The organism is Dolichospermum circinale AWQC310F (assembly GCF_000426925.1).
In the GTDB taxonomy this organism is placed as follows: domain Bacteria; phylum Cyanobacteriota; class Cyanobacteriia; order Cyanobacteriales; family Nostocaceae; genus Dolichospermum; species Dolichospermum circinale.
On sequence record NZ_KE384713.1, the window covers coordinates 1 to 18,428 of the forward strand.

Annotated in this window: 16 protein-coding genes and 1 tRNA gene; 9 read left to right on the forward strand and 8 right to left on the reverse strand. The window is 36.8% G+C overall.

The window, feature by feature from the left end; all coding sequences use genetic code 11:
* Nucleotides 1-631, forward strand: a 631-nt coding sequence (locus ACIR310F_RS0118930) for a DUF2301 domain-containing membrane protein (protein ID WP_028085168.1), incomplete at its 5' end; no start/stop codon positions are given.
* Nucleotides 632-1,038: 407 nt separating this feature from the next.
* A complete protein-coding gene (dprA, locus tag ACIR310F_RS0118935; protein WP_028085169.1) occupies nucleotides 1,039-2,163 on the forward strand; it encodes a DNA-processing protein DprA in 1,125 nt (374 codons plus the stop codon).
* Nucleotides 2,164-2,249: 86 nt separating this feature from the next.
* Here the strand turns inward: dprA and ACIR310F_RS0118940 are convergent, their stop codons facing one another.
* The 3 genes from ACIR310F_RS0118940 to ACIR310F_RS0118950 form a co-directional block, all read right to left on the reverse strand.
* A complete protein-coding gene (locus tag ACIR310F_RS0118940; RefSeq protein WP_028085170.1) occupies nucleotides 2,250-3,776 on the reverse strand; it encodes a serine hydrolase in 1,527 nt (508 codons plus the stop codon).
* A gap of 173 nt (nucleotides 3,777-3,949) precedes the next feature.
* Nucleotides 3,950-4,702, reverse strand: a complete 753-nt coding sequence (locus ACIR310F_RS0118945) for an RNA methyltransferase (protein WP_035368516.1) — start codon at nucleotides 4,700-4,702, stop codon at nucleotides 3,950-3,952.
* Nucleotides 4,702-5,613 carry a tRNA (5-methylaminomethyl-2-thiouridine)(34)-methyltransferase MnmD gene (locus ACIR310F_RS0118950; protein WP_028085172.1) on the reverse strand — a complete coding sequence of 304 codons (912 nt, stop codon included), beginning with the start codon at nucleotides 5,611-5,613 and terminating at the stop codon, nucleotides 4,702-4,704. The genes ACIR310F_RS0118945 and ACIR310F_RS0118950 overlap by 1 nt, the downstream gene beginning before the upstream one ends.
* 53 nt (nucleotides 5,614-5,666) lie before the next feature.
* On the opposite strand from ACIR310F_RS0118950, the gene ACIR310F_RS0118955 reads away from it, so the two are divergent.
* The 5 genes from ACIR310F_RS0118955 (at nucleotide 5,667) to ACIR310F_RS0118975 (ending at nucleotide 10,641) form a co-directional block, all read left to right on the forward strand.
* On the forward strand, nucleotides 5,667-6,482 hold the full coding sequence (locus ACIR310F_RS0118955; RefSeq protein WP_028085173.1) for a sulfurtransferase: 816 nt from the start codon (nucleotides 5,667-5,669) through the stop codon (nucleotides 6,480-6,482).
* Between the two features lie 170 nt (nucleotides 6,483-6,652).
* The gene (gene gor, locus ACIR310F_RS0118960) at nucleotides 6,653-8,029 is read left to right on the forward strand and encodes a glutathione-disulfide reductase (protein ID WP_028085174.1); all 1,377 of its coding nucleotides are present in this window, start codon (nucleotides 6,653-6,655) and stop codon (nucleotides 8,027-8,029) included.
* Nucleotides 8,030-8,517: 488 nt separating this feature from the next.
* On the forward strand, nucleotides 8,518-8,748 hold the full coding sequence (locus ACIR310F_RS0118965; protein ID WP_028085175.1) for a DNA cytosine methyltransferase: 231 nt from the start codon (nucleotides 8,518-8,520) through the stop codon (nucleotides 8,746-8,748).
* An 80-nt stretch (nucleotides 8,749-8,828) separates the two neighbouring features.
* Entirely contained in the window at nucleotides 8,829-9,461 is a 633-nt protein-coding gene (locus tag ACIR310F_RS0118970; RefSeq protein ID WP_028085176.1) for a YqiA/YcfP family alpha/beta fold hydrolase, read from the forward strand.
* Between the two features lie 37 nt (nucleotides 9,462-9,498).
* A complete protein-coding gene (locus ACIR310F_RS0118975; RefSeq protein WP_035368518.1) occupies nucleotides 9,499-10,641 on the forward strand; it encodes a histidinol-phosphate transaminase in 1,143 nt (380 codons plus the stop codon).
* Here ACIR310F_RS0118975 and ACIR310F_RS0118980 read toward each other — a convergent pair.
* Nucleotides 10,633-11,238, reverse strand: a complete 606-nt coding sequence (locus tag ACIR310F_RS0118980; protein WP_028085178.1) for a GNAT family N-acetyltransferase — start codon at nucleotides 11,236-11,238, stop codon at nucleotides 10,633-10,635. The genes ACIR310F_RS0118975 and ACIR310F_RS0118980 overlap by 9 nt on opposite strands.
* A gap of 90 nt (nucleotides 11,239-11,328) precedes the next feature.
* Between ACIR310F_RS0118980 and ACIR310F_RS0118985 the strand changes: the two genes are divergently transcribed.
* Nucleotides 11,329-12,471, forward strand: coding sequence for a hypothetical protein (locus ACIR310F_RS0118985; RefSeq protein WP_028085179.1), 1,143 nt, complete (start codon nucleotides 11,329-11,331; stop codon nucleotides 12,469-12,471).
* A 50-nt stretch (nucleotides 12,472-12,521) separates the two neighbouring features.
* A tRNA-Gly gene (locus tag ACIR310F_RS0118990) sits at nucleotides 12,522-12,592 on the forward strand.
* A 66-nt stretch (nucleotides 12,593-12,658) separates the two neighbouring features.
* Here the strand turns inward: ACIR310F_RS0118990 and dcm are convergent.
* From dcm to ACIR310F_RS0119010, 4 genes are all read right to left on the reverse strand, one after another.
* Entirely contained in the window at nucleotides 12,659-13,789 is a 1,131-nt protein-coding gene (dcm, locus tag ACIR310F_RS0118995) for a DNA (cytosine-5-)-methyltransferase (RefSeq protein WP_028085180.1), read from the reverse strand.
* Entirely contained in the window at nucleotides 13,758-15,032 is a 1,275-nt protein-coding gene (locus ACIR310F_RS0119000; protein ID WP_028085181.1) for a hypothetical protein, read from the reverse strand. The genes dcm and ACIR310F_RS0119000 overlap by 32 nt, the downstream gene beginning before the upstream one ends.
* Nucleotides 15,033-15,312: 280 nt before the next feature.
* Nucleotides 15,313-16,338, reverse strand: a complete 1,026-nt coding sequence (locus ACIR310F_RS0119005) for an ABC transporter permease (RefSeq protein ID WP_028085182.1) — start codon at nucleotides 16,336-16,338, stop codon at nucleotides 15,313-15,315.
* 230 nt (nucleotides 16,339-16,568) lie between these two features.
* Complete coding sequence (locus ACIR310F_RS0119010) at nucleotides 16,569-18,182, reverse strand: ABC transporter substrate-binding protein (RefSeq protein WP_051289753.1); 1,614 nt, start codon at nucleotides 18,180-18,182, stop codon at nucleotides 16,569-16,571.
* Nucleotides 18,183-18,428: the final 246 nt, after the last annotated feature.

Here is an 18,428-nt window from a genome sequence, read left to right on the forward strand (position 1 = left end):
AAGATATCAAGGACAATTTGGGGAGTTTACAATTACTCACGGCGATCTCCAAAGTGTGATAATCTATCGTACAGGATTAATGATCGCAGCATTGTGTTTTTCCCTGGGTAGTAGTTTAGTTTTAATTTCTCCCCAACCCGCTGTAATTCAAGCTATTACACCTATTTACACCTGTTTTAGTCTCGCACTTGGTATTAGTTTATTAACTATTCATATTTATATGAAATTTTTGCACCAAATTTTGCAAATTTTCTGGATAATTGGTAGCATTTCTGCTTTAATTTTCGCCCATAGTGATAGTCAAGCTTTTGCAATTACGATTTATAATCAACCATTGACTATATTAGGTATTGGTTTCACTTTTGCAGCTTTAACAGGAATTTATTTTAAAGAAGGTTTTTGCTTTAATCGTTTAGAAACTAAGATCTTAACTCCCATAGTTCCTATATTGTTATTGGGACATTTAACAGGAATTTTATCTACCCAAACCGAACAGATTTTATTAGCAATTTGGACAATTTGCTTTTTAATTTTTGCGGTGCGGAAAATCATTCAACCTATTCCTCCCGACATTGGAGATAAATCAGTATTTGATTATTTAAAAAAGCAACATTTAAAGACTTCCCAATAAAAAAACAGTCAACCACCCACAAAAATATCTTAGAGGATGTTTGAAAACTTTTTAGCGAATATAATACACTACTACACAAACCAAGTCACCCCGCGCGGACTCACAGAAAATCAAGCTTTTCCAACCCACGCAGGTAGGTTTTATCTGTGTAACCGCGATTTAGAATCACCCTAATTAGTATGAATTTAGACCTTTGTTTCTCCGTTTTCTCTGTGCCTCTGTGGTTCGTTTTCCGCTGCTTCAGATAATTTGTAGGAAAGTAGGTGAACGGAAAAAAACCGACATAAGTAACGAAAAGTAAAGTTGCCCAAAACTTCTTCCCTGTTCCCAGTTAAGAGTTCCCTGTTCCCTTGTCATAACGACAATTTTTAACGCCAACCTAATTAGAAAAGGTTAAATATGCAAAAATGTCAAATATAGAAGAACGTAAATACTGGTTAGCTTGGTCACAAATTTCTGGTGTTGGTCCAATACTAATACAAAGATTACAACAGCACTTTAGTAATTTAGAAACAGCTTGGAAAGCCAGTCCCGGAGAATTGCGAAAAGTCGAAGGTTTTGGAATTCAGACCTTAGAAAAAGTTATTCAACAAAAATCCCGTTTAAACCCCGAACAACTACTTACCCAACACCAACAAATAAACCCCCATTTTTGGACACCCGCAGACCCAGAATATCCCCAACTATTGCGAGAAATTCCTACTCCACCCCCGCTGTTGTATTATCGAGGTGTAATTGATTTACAGGAAAATTCAGGACAAAAACCTCTGGTAGGAATTGTGGGAACTCGTCAACCCACAGAATACGGAATTAAATGGACTCGTCAAATTAGTACCGCATTAGCCAAAAATGGTTTTACTGTTGTTTCTGGTATGGCCGAGGGAATAGACACCGAAAGTCATTCAGCAACATTGAAAGCGGGAGGAAGAACAATAGCAGTTATGGGAACTGGTGTAGATGTTATTTATCCCCATAAAAATCGAGATTTATATCAACAGATTTTGAAATCTGGGATAGTAATTAGTGAATATCCTGCGAAAACACCACCGAACCGCACCCATTTTCCCCGTCGAAATCGAATTATTGCTGGTTTGAGTCGTGCGGTATTAGTTATGGAAGCACCTCTAAAATCTGGTGCTTTAATTACAGCTACCTATGCTAATGAATTTAATCGAGATGTTTATGCTTTACCGGGAAAAATTGATGATCAACCATCACAGGGTTGTTTAAAATTAATTAGTCAAGGTGCTGGTTTAATTAATCATCAACTTAATGAATTATTAATCATGTTGGGAGCAATTCCCCAAATAGATATAGAAACAGAAACACCTTTAGTTAAATCTCCTCCTATACCTAACTTAGCACCAGAATTACAACAGATAATAAATATTTTAGCCATTGATGCTTTATCTTTTGATTTTATCATTCAAAAAACAGGAATGAATGCTGCAATAGTATCCAGTTCTTTATTGCAGTTAGAACTTATGGGTTTAGTTACCCAACTTCCGGGAATGCGATATCAAAAACTGTAAGGGAACAGGGAACAGGGAACAGGGAATAAATTACTGTGTACTTCATTAGACAGGGATTCGCTATCGCTATATCTTCTTCCTTTTGTCTATTGTTGTGGATAATATTGGGGGGTGATCATCGGGGCTTGATAAGTACCCATGGGTACATTATTAACCATTCCATTCGGTGCGTTTGGATTGATCATCGGGGCTTGAATAAAAGGCTGAACAGGTTGAACAGGTTGAATCGGTACTTGATAATTAGGAACAGGTTGATTGGGTTGATTATTAGTAAAATTACTAGGTTGTACTGTAGCTTGGCTGAAGTATTGATAAGCAGAACTGGAAATAGAACTAATTAATTTTGCAGCACGAGGATCATTATTTGGACGTTGTACCATAATAGCCGCAATATAACGCTTACCCGTCGGGACATCAATCAAACCCGCATCTGCTAACATTGTACCAATATCACCAGTTTTGTGATACGCATTTGCGCCTTTTCCTAAACCAGCAGGTAAAAGATTATCTCTTTCCGTCCGGCTCATAATATTAAGCATTGAATCACGCGATCGCATAGTCACCACATTACCTTGATTGACCATAGAGATTAAATTCCCCAATTCTCGCGGACTGGTGGTATTAGTCCCTTGTAAATCTGGGAGAGGACTACGAATCATCGTTGTTGTTAGTCCCCAACTGCGAAAACGCCCATTTAAAGCCTCTTGTCCTCCCAATTTAGCAATTAGCATATTTGTCGCGGTGTTATCGCTAATTGTAATCATTTTTGTCGCCAGATCAAGAGCCGTGTACTTGCTGCCTGGAGCTTGATATTGTATATTTCCTGAACCACCGACAATCATTTCCTTTTCCAGAGTTAATATTTCATCTAAACGGATTTTACCCGCATCTACATCCTGGAAAAAAGCCATCAAAATCGGGATTTTAATTGTACTAGCGGCCGGAAAACTCCTATTACCATTAATATCTACATAAGCACCATTATCTAAGTCTAATAAAAATACCCCCGGCGTTAAGTCAGAATTAGTAGCAGGGAGGCTTTGCAGCGTATCTTTTAAAGATGTAATTTCCTGGGATAGATATAAACCCGTTCTAGCAGAATCAGGGTCTTTTTGAGGTGATGAAGCTTGAGATAATACCGCTACTGAATTAATGCGACTAGCAGGGTCTAGAACTGACAACAAAGTACCGACAATCGCACCAATGCCTACCCCAACGATCAAAAAGCGTAAGGCATATAACATGACTTTGGCCATGGGTTTTAACCTAGTCTTGCGTGATCCTTTTCTTTCTATTTTTGACTTTTCTATGGGTACAGTCCTTAACCTCACAGTCCCACTTTGGGAAAATTGAGTATTTTTCTTGACCGGAGGTACGGGTTTAACTCCTGGATACACCATCACCTGTGATGCTGGTTTTCGCCCCCCATCCGAGATCATAGCCGGACTGATATGATTATCTAGACGTGTTACTTTTCCCGCTTCTCTTGGGCTAGAAACTGGCTGCTGACTGCTTTTTTTTTGTCCTGTCTTTGAAACCGCACGTTTACGCCGGCGACGCTGTACTGGCTGTCCCCGTGATATAAGTATCAGTTTCTCACTTGATTCTGACATAGGTACTCCTTGTCACCTTCGACCCAGATTGTTAATTGATGCACCATGATACTTAGTTTACCGTCTAAAACTAAGTATTAGTTTTGTATCTACTTTACACTATATTGATCTTTTTGGGCAATTGATAATCACCCAGGTTACAGATAAAGGTTTTTACTATCTAAAACATGACTCTATTTTGTCCTATTAATTGCCCATTGTACCTGTCGTAAAATCCCCCGCAACATTCCCACTTCCGCAGTTTGTAAGTAAGCGCGGTTATATAAATGGCGAAATTTTTCCATGCGACTAGCTGCGGTATGGGGATAAAGATAACCTATGGCCAGCAGTAATGATTCCAATTCTTGATAATATGCCTCCACTGCATCTAAGGGAGCAATTTCTACAGTGCTTTTATTATCTTCTATGAAGATACTACTACATTGTGACAATTCGTAACAACAAATGGCAACCGCAGCCGCTAAATTCAAAGATGGATATTCTGGACTAGTGGGAATGAACACTAATTTATGGGCATAATTTAATTCTTCATTGGTTAACCCCCTGTCTTCCCTCCCGAAAATCAAAGCTACGGGCTTTTCTAGTGTTTCTAATAACCAAGGTAAAGCCGTGCGCGGGTTTTCTAAAGGTATTTCTCCACTGTAGTCCCGACCAATGGTAGCAATGGCACGAACACAGCCCTGCAATGCTTGTGGTAATGTGTCTACTATGACCGCAGATCCTAAAATATCCTTACCATGAACTGCCATTTTTATAGCATCAAAACATGAGCGATCGCATTGAGGATTGACTAATATTAATTTAGATAAGCCAAAGTTTTTCATCACTCTGGCCACTGAACCTACATTCAACGGACCTGCTGGTTCTACTAATACTATAATCACATGACTGCAACTATTTTTTATACTAATATTTTCTGTGATCATTATTTATTATTTCCTGATTTAAACCATCTTTTGCGCCATTGTGAAGTTGATTCTAGAGAAGAAGCTTGTACTTCTTGTTGTCGTCTTTTTAGTATATCCTCCGCAGAATCCCTTAAAGTAGGATCTCGGTAAGGAATAGCAGCACGAGTTAGTAAATATTCTTTTTCTGCTGGGGAAAGAGCCAAAAAAGATGATTTACTTGATTTTTCTTCATGTTCATGATATCCTGCTATTGTCCCCGGCGTGCGTCTTCCTACTGGTGAGGTCGAACCTACAACCAACCCAGCAGTTAAGAACGCAGTCCGTACAGCCCCCGCACAGGAATAAGTAGCAATTAATCCATTTTTATCTAAACACTCTGATACTTTTTTGATAAATTCCACAGTCCATAATTGCGGACATTGGGGGGGTGAAAAAGGGTCAAGAAAAATTGCGTCCGCTTGAAAACCGGATTCATATACTTGTGAAATCAAGCTCCTAGCATCACCAATGAGTAAGGTAGCTTGAAGATGATCTATTTTGACTTCATGCTCAAAAGCTATTTGACTGAAAACTTTGATATGTTTTATATATTTTTCGTCCCAACCATCAAATAACTGATTGGTAATTGCTGCTATGGGGACTGCGGAATTTATTTCTAAGCCTATCACTTCTACATGACAATGAGGATTTATTTCCCAAATTGTCTGTAAAGCCGCTGCTGTGTTATATCCTAAACCATAACAAATATCTAACAATCGCACAAATCCCGTCTTTGCTAATATTGGTAATTGAGTGGGAATCACAAACTTGAGCAAACTCTCCTGTTTTGCTCCATAGTGACTGTGAAAGGCTTCGTTAAATTCTTTAGAAAAGAAAGTAAAAGAACCATCTTGTGTTTGTTGTGGTGTAAAATCTTCTAAATTTGACATTTTATCAAGAAAAAAGTCAGTTGTCAATTACTTATTAACCATTATCTATGATCATGATAAATCAATTTACTGTTTCTTCACAATGGCTATTTGATCATCTTGACAATTCTGATGTTGTAATTATTGATTGTCGGTTTTCTTTAAATGATTCACAATTAGGAAAACAGCAGTATCATACTGATCATATTCCCAATGCTCACTATTTAGATTTAAATCAAGATTTATCTAGTCCTGTAAAGGAACATGGAGGAAGACATCCTTTACCTAATATTACAGAATTAGCCGAAAAACTAGCAGCAATTGGTATAAATTCTCAAAAAACTTTAGTAATAGCTTATGATGATTCTCGTTTAGCTTTTGCTTCTCGTTTATGGTGGTTATTAAAGTATTTAGGACATGAACAAGTAGCTGTTTTAGATAGTGGTTTTTCAGGTTGGAAAAATGCAGGTTATGAAGTTACAAATGTCATTCCTATTTCTAAAAAAGGAATATTTATTCCCAAAGTACAAAAAGATCAAGTCGTAGATTTTGCTTATGTAAAAAATTGTCAAAATAATCCAGATGTAATTTTAATAGATTCTAGAGAAAAAGAACGTTATCTTGGAGAAAAAGAACCAATTGATAAAATCGCTGGACATATTCCTGGCGCTATTAATTATCCTTGGCAAGAAGTAACTGATTCTTCTGGTAAAATACTTTCTCAATTACAACAATCTCAACGTTGGGAAAATATAGATACAACTAAAGAAATTTTAGTTTATTGTGGTTCTGGTATTACAGCTTGTGTAAATCTACTTTCTTTAGCAATAGCTGGAATTTCTACCGCTAAACTGTACGCTGGTAGTTGGAGTGATTGGATTAGTTATTAGTCAATAGTCAGTAGTTCATGATCATTAATCAGTAATTATTAATAGTATTCAATTGTCAACTGTTTGCAATACAATGTCAAGTGCTAACAATACATTGTCAATAAGATATGATACATTATTAATAATTTACGATACATTGTTAATTGTTTGGCTAAAAGAGGTAGAGAATTATGAGCTTTAATTATGATCTGTTTGTCATTGGTGCTGGTTCAGGTGGTTTAGCTGCTTCTAAACGCGCAGCTAGTTATGGTGCAAAAGTAGCAATTGCTGAATATGATCTAGTTGGTGGTACTTGTGTAATTCGCGGTTGTGTACCTAAAAAACTTATGGTGTATGGTTCTCATTTTCCTGCTCAATTTCAAGAAGCAGCAGGTTATGGTTGGACAGTAGGAGATGTAAAATTTGATTGGGAACATTTTATTACATCTATAGATAATGAAGTTAACAGACTTTCAAAACTACATATCAGTTTTTTAGAAAAAGCTGGTGTAAAATTAATTTCTGGTCGTGCTACCTTTATAGACCCTCATACAGTTGAAGTTAATGGTAACAAATATACAGCAGATAAAATTTTAATTGCTGTCGGTGGTCGTCCTATAAAACCAGAAATACCAGGTATAGAACACGCTATTACCTCTAATGAGATTTTTCACTTGAAAACTCAACCGAAACATATCGCTATTATTGGCGCCGGTTACATTGGGAGTGAATTTGCTTGTATTATGCGCGGTTTAGGTTCAGAAGTTACACAAATTATTCGTAAGGAACAAATTTTAAATGGTTTTGACCAAGATATCCGCACTAGTATTCAAGAAGGAATGACAAATCATGGTATTCGCATTATTCAAAATACCGAAGTTACAGCCATAGAAAAAGTAACAGAAGGGTTAAAATTAACCTTATCTAGAGAAAATCAAGAACCAATTATTGCTGATGTATTTTTAGTAGCAACCGGTCGTAGTCCCAATATTGAAGGACTAGGTTTAGAAAATGCTCAACTCGACTGTGTTCCCAGTTCAGAAGCAGAACCAGGATACAGTATTTCCAATGCTATATCCGTAAATGAGTATAGTCAAACTTGTCAACCTCATATCTTTGCTGTTGGTGATGTTACGGACAGACTAAATTTAACTCCGGTTGCTATTGGTGAAGGACGCGCTTTTGCTGATAGTGAATTTGGTGATAACCGTCGGGAATTTAGTCATGAAACCGTGGCCACAGCGGTATTTACCACTCCAGAAGCCGCTACTGTGGGTTTAACAGAGTCTCAAGCTAGGGAAAAGTATGGTGATGATATTAAAATCTATCGTACCAATTTCCGCCCAATGTATTACACTTTAGCGGGTAAGCAAGAAAAAACCATGATGAAATTGATTGTAGATAATCAAACTGATAAGATTTTAGGCGCTCACATGGTGGGAGACAATGCAGCAGAGATTATTCAAGGTGTAGCTATAGCTGTTAAAATGGGTGCAACTAAGGCTGATTTTGATGCTACTGTGGGTATTCACCCCTCCGCAGCAGAGGAATTTGTCACTATGAGATAGTATTTGTTGTCTATTTTGTAGGGTGCGTTAGCGACAGCGTAACGCACCGTTTAATTAAGTACATACTTTATATGATGTGTTAGCAACAGCCTAACGCACCGTTTAATTAAGTACCCAAAGCTTCAACCTAAATCTTCTGTAGCGTTGACAATATAGGACTAAAGTCCTGACTACAATCGCTTAATACAGCACTTCCCGATGTTATGAGGTACAATAACCCCACCCCCAACCCCCTCCAATATCAAAAGTTTATCCTTTTCTTCCCCCCGCTGCGGGGGGATTGAGGGGGGTGCGAGGAGGGGGCTTAAGATGTACCTCATAAGAGCGGAAACCCCTGTATTATTTTAATTGGGTAAGTCTTGTTTCTTTGAGTTAGTTTCATAAATATAGTAATTCTCGGTGGGTTGTGAACGGATTTTTTTTGAACGAACCACAGAGAACACAGAGGAAGCAGAGGTAGAGAAAAAGAGGTATTCACACGCTAGATCATGATAAAATTTATAGCCTTATTTAGTGGTACGGGTGCGTTTAGATTAGCACTTGACAGGATTTGTCCTAATTATAATCTTCCCTGGGAATGTGTTTTTGGTAGTGATATTGATTTAGATACTCAAAAAATCTATTTAGAAAACTTTGGAGAAATACCTACGGGAGATATTACAAAAGTTGATGAAAATGATATTCCTGACTATGATATATTATTAGCTGGTTTTCCTTAATTAACTGGTAATGCGATCGCTATTTCCTGTGTTTATACTGTGATAGATTCTGTAATTAATCCCATAAAAACTCCCTAATTATGAATTATCTCTATCTTCACGGTTTCGCTTCTGGTCCTAAGTCAAAAAAAGCCCAAGATATTCAACAAAGATTATCACAACTCCAAATATCAATGTCTATTCCTGACTTAAATAGAGGTGGATTTTCTGATTTAACTATAACTCGACAAATTCAACAAGTTACTACTAATTTTCCTCCAGATTCTCAACCTGTCACCCTGATTGGTTCTAGTTTAGGAGGTTTGATATCTGCTCACATAGCACAAGAATATTTACAAGTAAAACGACTAATTTTATTAGCACCAGCTTTCGGTTTTTTATCCCATTGGTTACCAAAATTAGGAACAGGATTAAAATTATGGGAATTAACAAAATATATGATGATTTACCATTATGGCTATCAACAATTACTCCCTCTACATTATAACTTTGTTAAGGATGCTCACCAATATTCAGAAGATTTATTACAACGTCCCCTCCCGACCTTGATTTTACATGGTAAATATGATAAAGTAATCCCTGTCCAGGCTAGTCGCTCTTTTTCTAATTCCCGTTCTTGGGTAGAATTAAAAGAGTTCAATAGTGATCACGCTTTAGGGAATGTTAGTCAAGAAATTTGGCAAGAAATTTCTCTATTTTGTCAGCTATTATGAACAATAAAAGTTAATTAAGACCTTTTTACTATTACCAATGCAAAATCTCAAATTTATTCGCTCTGATTTATCCCAACTTAACGCTTACAAACCTCACCCCGGAAGTGATAGCACTGAACCAGTTAATATCCAATTTGACAGATTAGATACTAATGAAAGTCCTTTAGATCTACCACCAGAAATCAAAGAAAAATTAGCTTTTATTTATCAACAAATTATCGAAACTAATCGTTATCCAGATGGTGGTCATGAATCTCTGAAAAATGCTATAGCTGAATATGTTAATGAATCAGCAAATCTGTCAAATTCAACTTTCACTGCTGCTAATATCTCCATTGGTAATGGTTCTGATGAATTAATTAGATCCCTATTAATTGCGACTTGTTTAGGAGGAGAAGGTTCTATTTTAGTCGCTAATCCTACTTTCTCAATGTATGCAATTTTAGCCCAAACTTTGGGAATTTCTGTGGTGACAATTGGGAGAAATGAACACAATTTTGAAACTGATTTAGAAGCCGCAAAATCTGCAATTATACAAACCCAAAATCCCCCCATTCGCGTCGTTTTTGTCGTCCACCCCAATTCCCCTACAGCTAATTGCTTAACAGCAGCGGAAATAACATGGTTGAAAAGTTTACCAGAAGAGATTTTAGTAGTCATTGACGAAGCTTACTTTGAATTTAGCCAAACTACCCTAGCAGCGGAATTATTACAACATTCTAACTGGATAATATTACGTACTTTTTCCAAAGCGTTCCGTCTTGCAGCCATGCGTGTAGGGTATTGTATCGCACATCAACAAGCGATCGCTATTTTAGAAAAAGTCCGTCTTCCTTACAATCTTCCTAGTTTTTCCATTGCTTCCGCTCTCATGGCTTTGGAAAATCGGCAACTTTTATTACAGTTAATTCCCCAAACCCTGAATGAAAGAACCAAACTAATTACAGCCTTATCAGCACACTCAATCCTAGAAATTACACTCAGCAGAGCTAACTTTATTTACTTGCGTGTTAAACCTGGCTATCAGGACGCAGAAGATCACATTTTAACGAATCTCAACCAAAAGCTTAGAAGTCAAGGTACATTAATCAGACTTCTACCCAACGGGTTAAGAATCACCATTGGTACAACCGCAGAGAACAATCGCACAATAGAACGTATACAAGCAGCTTTATCGTAGATGTAGATGTTTATGTAGCAATATCTCCCGTGAGCGATTAAGTAAAAGCGCGTTCCAAAGAGATTCGACTTTATACACCCGATATGCTAACTTACAATAAAGCTGACGAGCTTGATGATTATTTTCCAAAACATGGAGATATAAGTCTTGAAATCCCCATTCTTGGGAAATTTGCTCACAGTGAATTAGCAAGCTAGAAGCCACACCCAATCTCCGGTAATTAGGGTGAACTGCTAAATTAGACAAGTAAGGAAAACATTTGCTGATACCATACCAAGAATTACTGGTTCTCACACCCATTTCTATAGTTCCCATGATTTCATGATCTTTAGTGGTAGTATCAACAGCAACCAAACAAACATGATGATGCGTGGGAAACTGGAGACGATACCTTAAATCCTCGTAAACGCCCAAACGAAATAAAGGAAAAGCCCAACCCCATAAACCCTTTTGGGAGTGAAAACTTTCAGCGACAATTTGGGCGATACTCATCACATCATCAGGTGTAGCTACACGAATTTGAAGTAGTCCAACAGATAGATTACCAGTTTTTGAGCTTAATTGGTGGTGGGGAGGGTGAAAAAACCAGGATTTCAAAGCTAGTTAGGGATTAATTTGATTTATACTCTAAACTGTTGTCAGCTATACTCAAATGCTATTTTAATTATATCTAACTTTTAAATTAAAATGATACCAACGGTTATAGATAACTATTCAAATAAATCTGAAAATTTTAGACGACATACTGATCCAGCTTGGTTGTGGATTGTTGTATCTATTGCTTCTGTGTCTATTCATCTGTTAGTATTTTGGTTAATACGTTCTACTGATGAGTTTCCAGCTTGGTTTCCCCAGTCTCATCAAAGTTCTGTCCCTATTGACTTCCTGGAGATTTCTTCTGAACAAAAATCTATAATTAAACCAAAATCAACTACTCCAAAGGTTAAACAACAGTCTTCTTTTTCACTTTCACCAAAATCATCAGCCATTACAGACAGCAATCAGGATCATAGTGAGATAAATCCTAGTGATAATTTACCACAACAGCATAAAAATCAAAAACCGGAAGTGATAAAACCCGAAGTGATAAAACCGGAAGTGCTAAAACCGGAAGTGATAAAACCGGAAGTGCTAAAACCGGAAGTGCTAAAACTGGAAGTGCTAAAACCGGAAGTGATAAAACCCGAAGTGATAAAACCCGAAGTGATAAAACCACTAATTAGACAACAATCATATCCTACCAATGCAACACCAGAAACAACACCAATAATTCCAGAACGGGAACTGCCTTGGCATCGTCGTCAAGAAGTTATACTAGGTAAGGAAACTGTTCTACCCTCAGACATTCCCGCTGATTCCCCAACTCCCGCAGTAGAACCTCCTTTAAATTCTAACTCAGAACCCTCCCCAACAGTAAATCAAGGAGGAGCGATCGCTACTATTACTCCTATACTGAGAGAAGAAATAAATGAATTAATACAAAAAGGACAAATCAGAGCAGATGGTTTACCGGACGTTATTGCTGAATACAAAGGAAGTACAGACAAGGAAATAGAGCTTATTTCACTTCCTGGGGACGAAATCATTCAATCAGCAAATATATTGACTAGTCTAATAATTGATAGTAATGGATACTTTAAACAAGCAGAAATTATCACCATTGAACCGGAGGTACTTTCTGGGGAAAGAAGCATTTACGAGCAAGCAATTAATCAGATATTTGCACAAGAGAGGTTTATTGCTGGTTATAATCAAGATGGATCAAAACCAGACCTGAGCAATTTATATATTCGTCTCCAACTGAAAATTGAGCCAATAAATTCCCAATAAATGCTTGCGCTTTTAAAAAATCCATGTTATAGTGATAGAGTTAGAAATTTGCGGGTGTAGTTTAGTGGTAAAACTTTAGCCTTCCAAGCTAATAATGCGGGTTCGATTCCCGCCACCCGCTTTATTTATTTACAGTTTAGATTTTTTGAGTTCTTCCTTGAAAATCTTTGCGCGAAGTCAAAAATATTCATTTACAACCACTAAATTCTGCATCTGGTAAATTAGCAAATGCTTCTTTTACCGTTAAATACGGTAATAATCCAAATAATTCAAATTTAGGACTATGAGTAGGTAAGGGTAAATCAATAATACCAATATCTTTTCGACAACCAATAAAAAACAATCTCTTTCTTAATTGAGGAGTCCCAAAATCAGCCGCTAAAAGAACACCAGACGAAACATTATAACCTAAATTAATCATATTTATCCAAATTTCTTGGTATAGCTTTCCACCTCCTAAACCCTTCAAATTAGAAACATTTTCCATTACGAAAAAAGCAGGGTGTAAACATTCAATAAACCTGAAAAACTCATAAATCATCCCACCCCTTTTATCTTGCAAACCTCTTTGTTTACCAGCTTGACTAAACGTCTGACAAGGTGGTCCACCAAATATAATATCAGGTTTATTAATTTCACCAGAAACATTTTGCCAGAAGCTTAACGGGTCTTGAATAGTAGAAATATCTTTTTCTATCACTTGAATGTGTTCGCCAAAATAACCCTTTAAAGTTGCACAAGCATCACCCCAATTATCAACGGCTACTTTAGTTTCTATACCCTGTGTTAAATCAGCACCAATATCCATACCTCCAGCACCACTAAATAAACTCAGTGCTTTCAGAGAACGATTTTCAAATCCTAATAAATTAGCTTGTTTAACTAATTGTTGAAATACAGCTTTAGCAAGTGGAACTGGAACAGCATTACCAACCTGAAGCTGACTACTTGTTAAAGTTCCCTGCAACTGTAAATCATCAGGTAATCCTTGTAAACGAGCCGCTTCACGTACAGTAATAAATCTATCTTCATAGGGATGAACAAACTTATTAAAAATATAACCTGTAACCGTTAATGAAGGGTTTTCAGGATCAAGACGAATCATCCTTAAATTTGGTCCACCTTGTCGGTTAGGATCATGTTTTACATAGAATTTAAAACTTTCGTGCCAAAGTTCTTCAGGTAAATCTTGCATTTTTTGCCCTATTTTCAGAGCATTAATTCTTTTTTGGACATCCTCCCCTACTCGCCTAGCAATATGATTTGAAATCACTTGTAAGGAAATATTAAAATCTAAATTTTTGCTTAATACATTCATCTCTTATATGACTTTCTGTAAAGGTTATTATACCATCAAAGAGATTAAAAATTTCTTTTTCTGGTGGTAAATCAGCGACTATTTTTGCTTGTCTTGTTTCATCTATTGTCCATACAATATCTTGAAGTTCAAGCAAATAATCATTATAGTGACGTACAGCATGAATATTAGAGAGCAGAGTAGTTTTCACTGTTATTTTACTATGCTTTGGCTTTTCCGAAGCAGCAATTTTTAAAACTTGATAAATTCCTTTTTTAATATCATCAGTTCTATCCATCCCCACACTAGATTTAGTATCAGAAATAGATTCGTACCCTTCACCACTTTTTCTTTGAGGCCAATTTACAGGTCTAGGAATAGGTTGTCCGCAAGCATTAGTTAACCAATAGACAGATTCGGGTAAATTTCCCTTACCCCTAGCAGCTTTATTATATGCAGAATAAGCAATACTCCAAAACTGGAAATAACGAGAGAACAGTTGATTATCTTTATTAAAAGCTGCTCCCATTTGCTCATAGATCCATACTGAGGAATTATTATTTCCTCTAATTCCTAAATTTATAAGTTCATATTTATATACCTGATCTTCCAAATTAGGAAGAATAATATGTAAATTGGACGAAGTAAGAAAAGAATTATCTGTAGATGAATGTGAACGATATAATAATTCACCGTCCTCTCCCAATTCAGTTTGTATTTCAACGGGTACTGCTAACGGTAAAGTAGTAAGTGGAGCAGCCTTAACTTCAGAAAGTAAAACTATATTCTCCTTTTCATCATAAATGATGACATCAATAGGTTCAATACCATGATAAATTTGTAAATCTTGAGAATTGATTTTAAATAAGTGCTTTAAAAATACACACAATAACCGACTTGTTGTTTTGCCAATTGTTCCAGATGGAGGCTTATTTGCATGATGAAAAGAAAACCTGCCCTGTAAAATACATCTTGGACAAGCATTAGTGTATGGATAAATCAAAAGAGAAGAATTATCATTTGGACAGTAAAGCCATCCTTTATTAGCGAGTTTTCCATAGTATTCAGCAGCGACAATTAAATCAAATGCAGCCGCTAGTGATAGTCCAGGTGCAGTAGAAGTTAGTTTTGCATTATCGAAAGCTTGCTGAATAAGAATTGTTGCTAATACTTCTTCGTGGGGATAGACTTCTAGGGGTTTAACTCTTGCTAAAAGTTTGGCTATTTCATCAACCTTAACAGAGTCATCCTGATTATGTTCCATTGGTCTTCAAATAAATAATTTACTAATTATATAATGAATATTCATGTTTTTTTACCTATTCTTTTCTGACTTCATCAGTCAACTTAAACTTCCTTCGCTTCTTCGTGGTTCATTAACTCCGTGTCCTTCGTGCGTAGAGTGGTTCGTAAAAAAATAATCCAGAGGACGACAAACCGCCCCCATTTATTAGTCCACGTAGGTGGACTTTACTTGTGTAGTAGTGTTCGCTTTTGGCCTTGCGAAACCATATTATATTCGCCCAAAACCTTTAAAACATCCTCTAATATCTAATTCTCGGATCTACATAAGCATTGAGAATATCAATTAAAATACTCGCAGTGACAACAATTGCACCAAAAAATACTAACACACCTTGAACTGTGGGATAATCCCGATCAGAAATAGCTTGATATAAACGATTGGCTAAACCAGGCCAGGAAAAGGTTACTTCTGTTAAAATTGCCCCACCCAATAAGGAAGCAAATGTTAATCCTAAAACGGTAATTACAGGAATTAAGGCATTCTTTAAGGCGTGGGAGACTAAAATCTTATTTTCAGAGATTCCCCGCGCTCTAGCCGCTTCTACATAATCAGCTTTTAATGTTTGTTTTAAATTAACTCTGACAATGCGCTCAAAAATTCCACTGAGTAAAATTCCCAAAGTTAAACTTGGTAAAGCTAAATGATGTAAAGATATGAAAAATTGACTTAAATTCCCACTTAATAAACTATCAATTGTATATAAACCAGTGATATTTGTGGGTGCGGGAAGATTAGGGGGAAAGCGATTAGAATTGGGAAACCAACCGAGTTGAACTGAGAAAATTAATTGTAATAACATACCTGCCCAAAACATCGGTAATGCGTAGGTAATAATCCCAAATAAACGCCCACCAATATCAAAACCAGTTCCCGGACGAGAAGCGGAAATAGTTCCCACTAAAACGCCGACAATCAGCGCCACAGCCATACTTGCAAATGCTAATTCTACTGTGGCTGGAAAATATTGACCAATTATTTCTCTAACATTTTGTCCCCGACTGATTCCAGAAGTTCCTAAATCAAAGTGAAGTAAACCACCTAGATATTTGAGATATTGTAACCAAATTGGTGAGTCTAAACCCTGCTCTCTTCTATATTCTTCTTTCGCGCTTTCTGGCGCTCTTCCTCCCAGAACTGAATCTGCGATATCTCCTGGCAAAACTCTGATTAAAAGAAAAACAATGGTGATGACAGTTAATAGTTGCAGTGGCGCAAAAAGTAACCGGGAAACAATGTAATACTGTAATGCTTTAGAACGGGACATATTTTTTATAGGAGTTAGGAGTCAGGAGTCAGGAGTTCAGGAGTCAGGAGTCAGGAGTCAGGAGTCAGGAGTCAGGAGTTCAGGAGTTCAGGAGTTCAGGAGTCAGGATGAATAATGAAGAATGAAAGAAATAAGAAGGAAGAAAACTTCTCTCTATCTCCTATTAACTGTCACCTGTCACCTGTCACCTGTCACCTGTCACCTGTCACCTGTCACCTGTCACCTATTTCCTACTTTTTAATTGTTTTGTAAATTAGGTTTTGGGTGGGATCAAGATTGACATTGACTACGCCTTTTTGAGCAAATACAAAATCTTTGCTTTGCCATAAAGGAATGTAGGGAACATCAGTTAATACTTGGGTTTGAATGTCGGCAAATATTTTCTTCCGAGTTTCAGGATTTTGTTCTTTACGTTGTTGATCTATGAGTTTGTTCATAGCTTCACTATAATAGAATGACCCCTGAGTTTGACTACCGCCGGTTTCACAACCTTTAGCAACTGAACCTTTTTCACAGGCTAAAAATGGCTGTACGTAGTTATCTGGATCTAAAAAGTCTGGATACCAATTAGTTAAGGTACTGGGATATAAACCTTTGGAAATTTCTTTATAGAAAGTTGCACCTTCGACGGTTTTAACTTCAAATTGCAAAATACCATCCATTTTAGTATCAGCGAGGGATTTTAAGGTTTGGGCGACTAAACTGCGAGTCATTGAACTTGCAGGATACCAAATTTGCACTTTTGCCGGATTTTCTTTGGAAAAACCAGCAGCAACTAAGGATTTTTTGGCTTCTTCAAATTTACCATCACCATATTTATCTTGAAACAATGGTTGGGAAACGTTGAAGGTGGTGGGAATCATGCTGTAAAGAGGATCAGCCTGTGATAATAATACCCGATCATTTAATAATTTACGATCAATTAATGATGCGATCGCTTGTCTCACCTCTGCTTTATCTAAAGGTTTTTGATTGCGATTTAAGGTCATATAAGTAACTACACTACCTTGAGCAGATATAGCTTGCCAATCTCCCTTTTTGGCACTGGCTTCTAAACTCTGAATTTGATCCGATTGTAAGGATAGATAAGCTACATCTAGCGTACCAGTTTTAAAGGCATTAAATAAGTTGACTGCACTGGTTTGAATTTGGACATTTACACCTTTGTTTTCGGGTTTTGTTCCCCAATATTTATCAAATACATCAAACTTTAAGGAATCAGTTCCATATTTGGCTAATTTGTAAGCACCAGTTCCTACAAAAATATTCGGTTTAAATTTTCCCGCCCCAATTTGATATGATTTTGGTGAAACCGCACAGACTCCAGAAAATGCTAACAAGGAAGGAAAAGCTGCAAAGGGTTTTTTCAGTTTAATTGTTAATTCATACTCTCCTGTGGCTTTAACTGAAGCTACGGTATCGGAAAGTAGGAAAGATGGTTTACCTTTGTTTTCGATAAAGCGTTGCAGGCTAAACTCCATTGCTTTGGCATTGAAGGGAGTATCATCATGAAATAGGACTCCTTGGCGAATAGGAATAGTATAGGTTAAACCATCTGCACTCACTTTTGGTAATGCTGTTGCCAATTGTGGTTTAATTTCTGTACTACCTGGTTCATAAGTGTACAGGCGATCGCTCATATTAAATACTAAACTCAAAGACCCCAATTCATACGCATCAGCAGGATCAAGAGTTCTTGGTTTTGCCGTTGTTCCTATGGTGATTCGACCATCACCTCCAGGAGTATTAACAATACTAGATGATGGTGTATTTGTTTGTTGTCTAGGAGTACAACTAATCACCAATAGTAGACATAAACAGAATAAGGATAGAAACTTTGTCATCCTACCCCACCGTTGTATTAATAGAGAACACCAAGTTATCATGGTCAAAATCTTTTCAATTAGCAGTCAGCTATTGTACCATATAAAGGAATTTTGCTTTCTGCAATTGGAGAGAAAAATTCAAGGGAAACATAATTCCCATAATTCAATTATGCAACGCCGACAATAGTTACCAAAAGACGGTAAGATCCTAAATTGAAAGCCTATAGTGACAATTAATCAAGTTACTGTTTAGCTTTTATATCT

Excerpts from the sequence above, each read along its gene's own strand:
- ACIR310F_RS0118955 (WP_028085173.1), top strand. The coding sequence starts at position 5,667 with ATGATAAATCAATTTACTGTTTCTTCACAATGGCTATTTGATCATCTT.
- ACIR310F_RS0118945 (WP_035368516.1), bottom strand. The coding sequence starts at position 4,702 with ATGATCACAGAAAATATTAGTATAAAAAATAGTTGCAGTCATGTGATT.
- ACIR310F_RS0118940 (WP_028085170.1), bottom strand. The coding sequence starts at position 3,776 with ATGTCAGAATCAAGTGAGAAACTGATACTTATATCACGGGGACAGCCA.
- gor (WP_028085174.1), top strand. The coding sequence starts at position 6,653 with ATGAGCTTTAATTATGATCTGTTTGTCATTGGTGCTGGTTCAGGTGGT.
- ACIR310F_RS0118950 (WP_028085172.1), bottom strand. The coding sequence starts at position 5,613 with ATGTCAAATTTAGAAGATTTTACACCACAACAAACACAAGATGGTTCT.
- ACIR310F_RS0118985 (WP_028085179.1), top strand. The coding sequence starts at position 11,329 with ATGATACCAACGGTTATAGATAACTATTCAAATAAATCTGAAAATTTT.
- ACIR310F_RS0118970 (WP_028085176.1), top strand. The coding sequence starts at position 8,829 with ATGAATTATCTCTATCTTCACGGTTTCGCTTCTGGTCCTAAGTCAAAA.
- ACIR310F_RS0119000 (WP_028085181.1), bottom strand. The coding sequence starts at position 15,032 with ATGGAACATAATCAGGATGACTCTGTTAAGGTTGATGAAATAGCCAAA.
- ACIR310F_RS0119005 (WP_028085182.1), bottom strand. The coding sequence starts at position 16,338 with ATGTCCCGTTCTAAAGCATTACAGTATTACATTGTTTCCCGGTTACTT.
- dprA (WP_028085169.1), top strand. The coding sequence starts at position 1,039 with ATGTCAAATATAGAAGAACGTAAATACTGGTTAGCTTGGTCACAAATT.
- dcm (WP_028085180.1), bottom strand. The coding sequence starts at position 13,789 with ATGAATGTATTAAGCAAAAATTTAGATTTTAATATTTCCTTACAAGTG.
- ACIR310F_RS0119010 (WP_051289753.1), bottom strand. The coding sequence starts at position 18,182 with ATGACAAAGTTTCTATCCTTATTCTGTTTATGTCTACTATTGGTGATT.
- ACIR310F_RS0118965 (WP_028085175.1), top strand. The coding sequence starts at position 8,518 with ATGATAAAATTTATAGCCTTATTTAGTGGTACGGGTGCGTTTAGATTA.
- ACIR310F_RS0118975 (WP_035368518.1), top strand. The coding sequence starts at position 9,499 with ATGCAAAATCTCAAATTTATTCGCTCTGATTTATCCCAACTTAACGCT.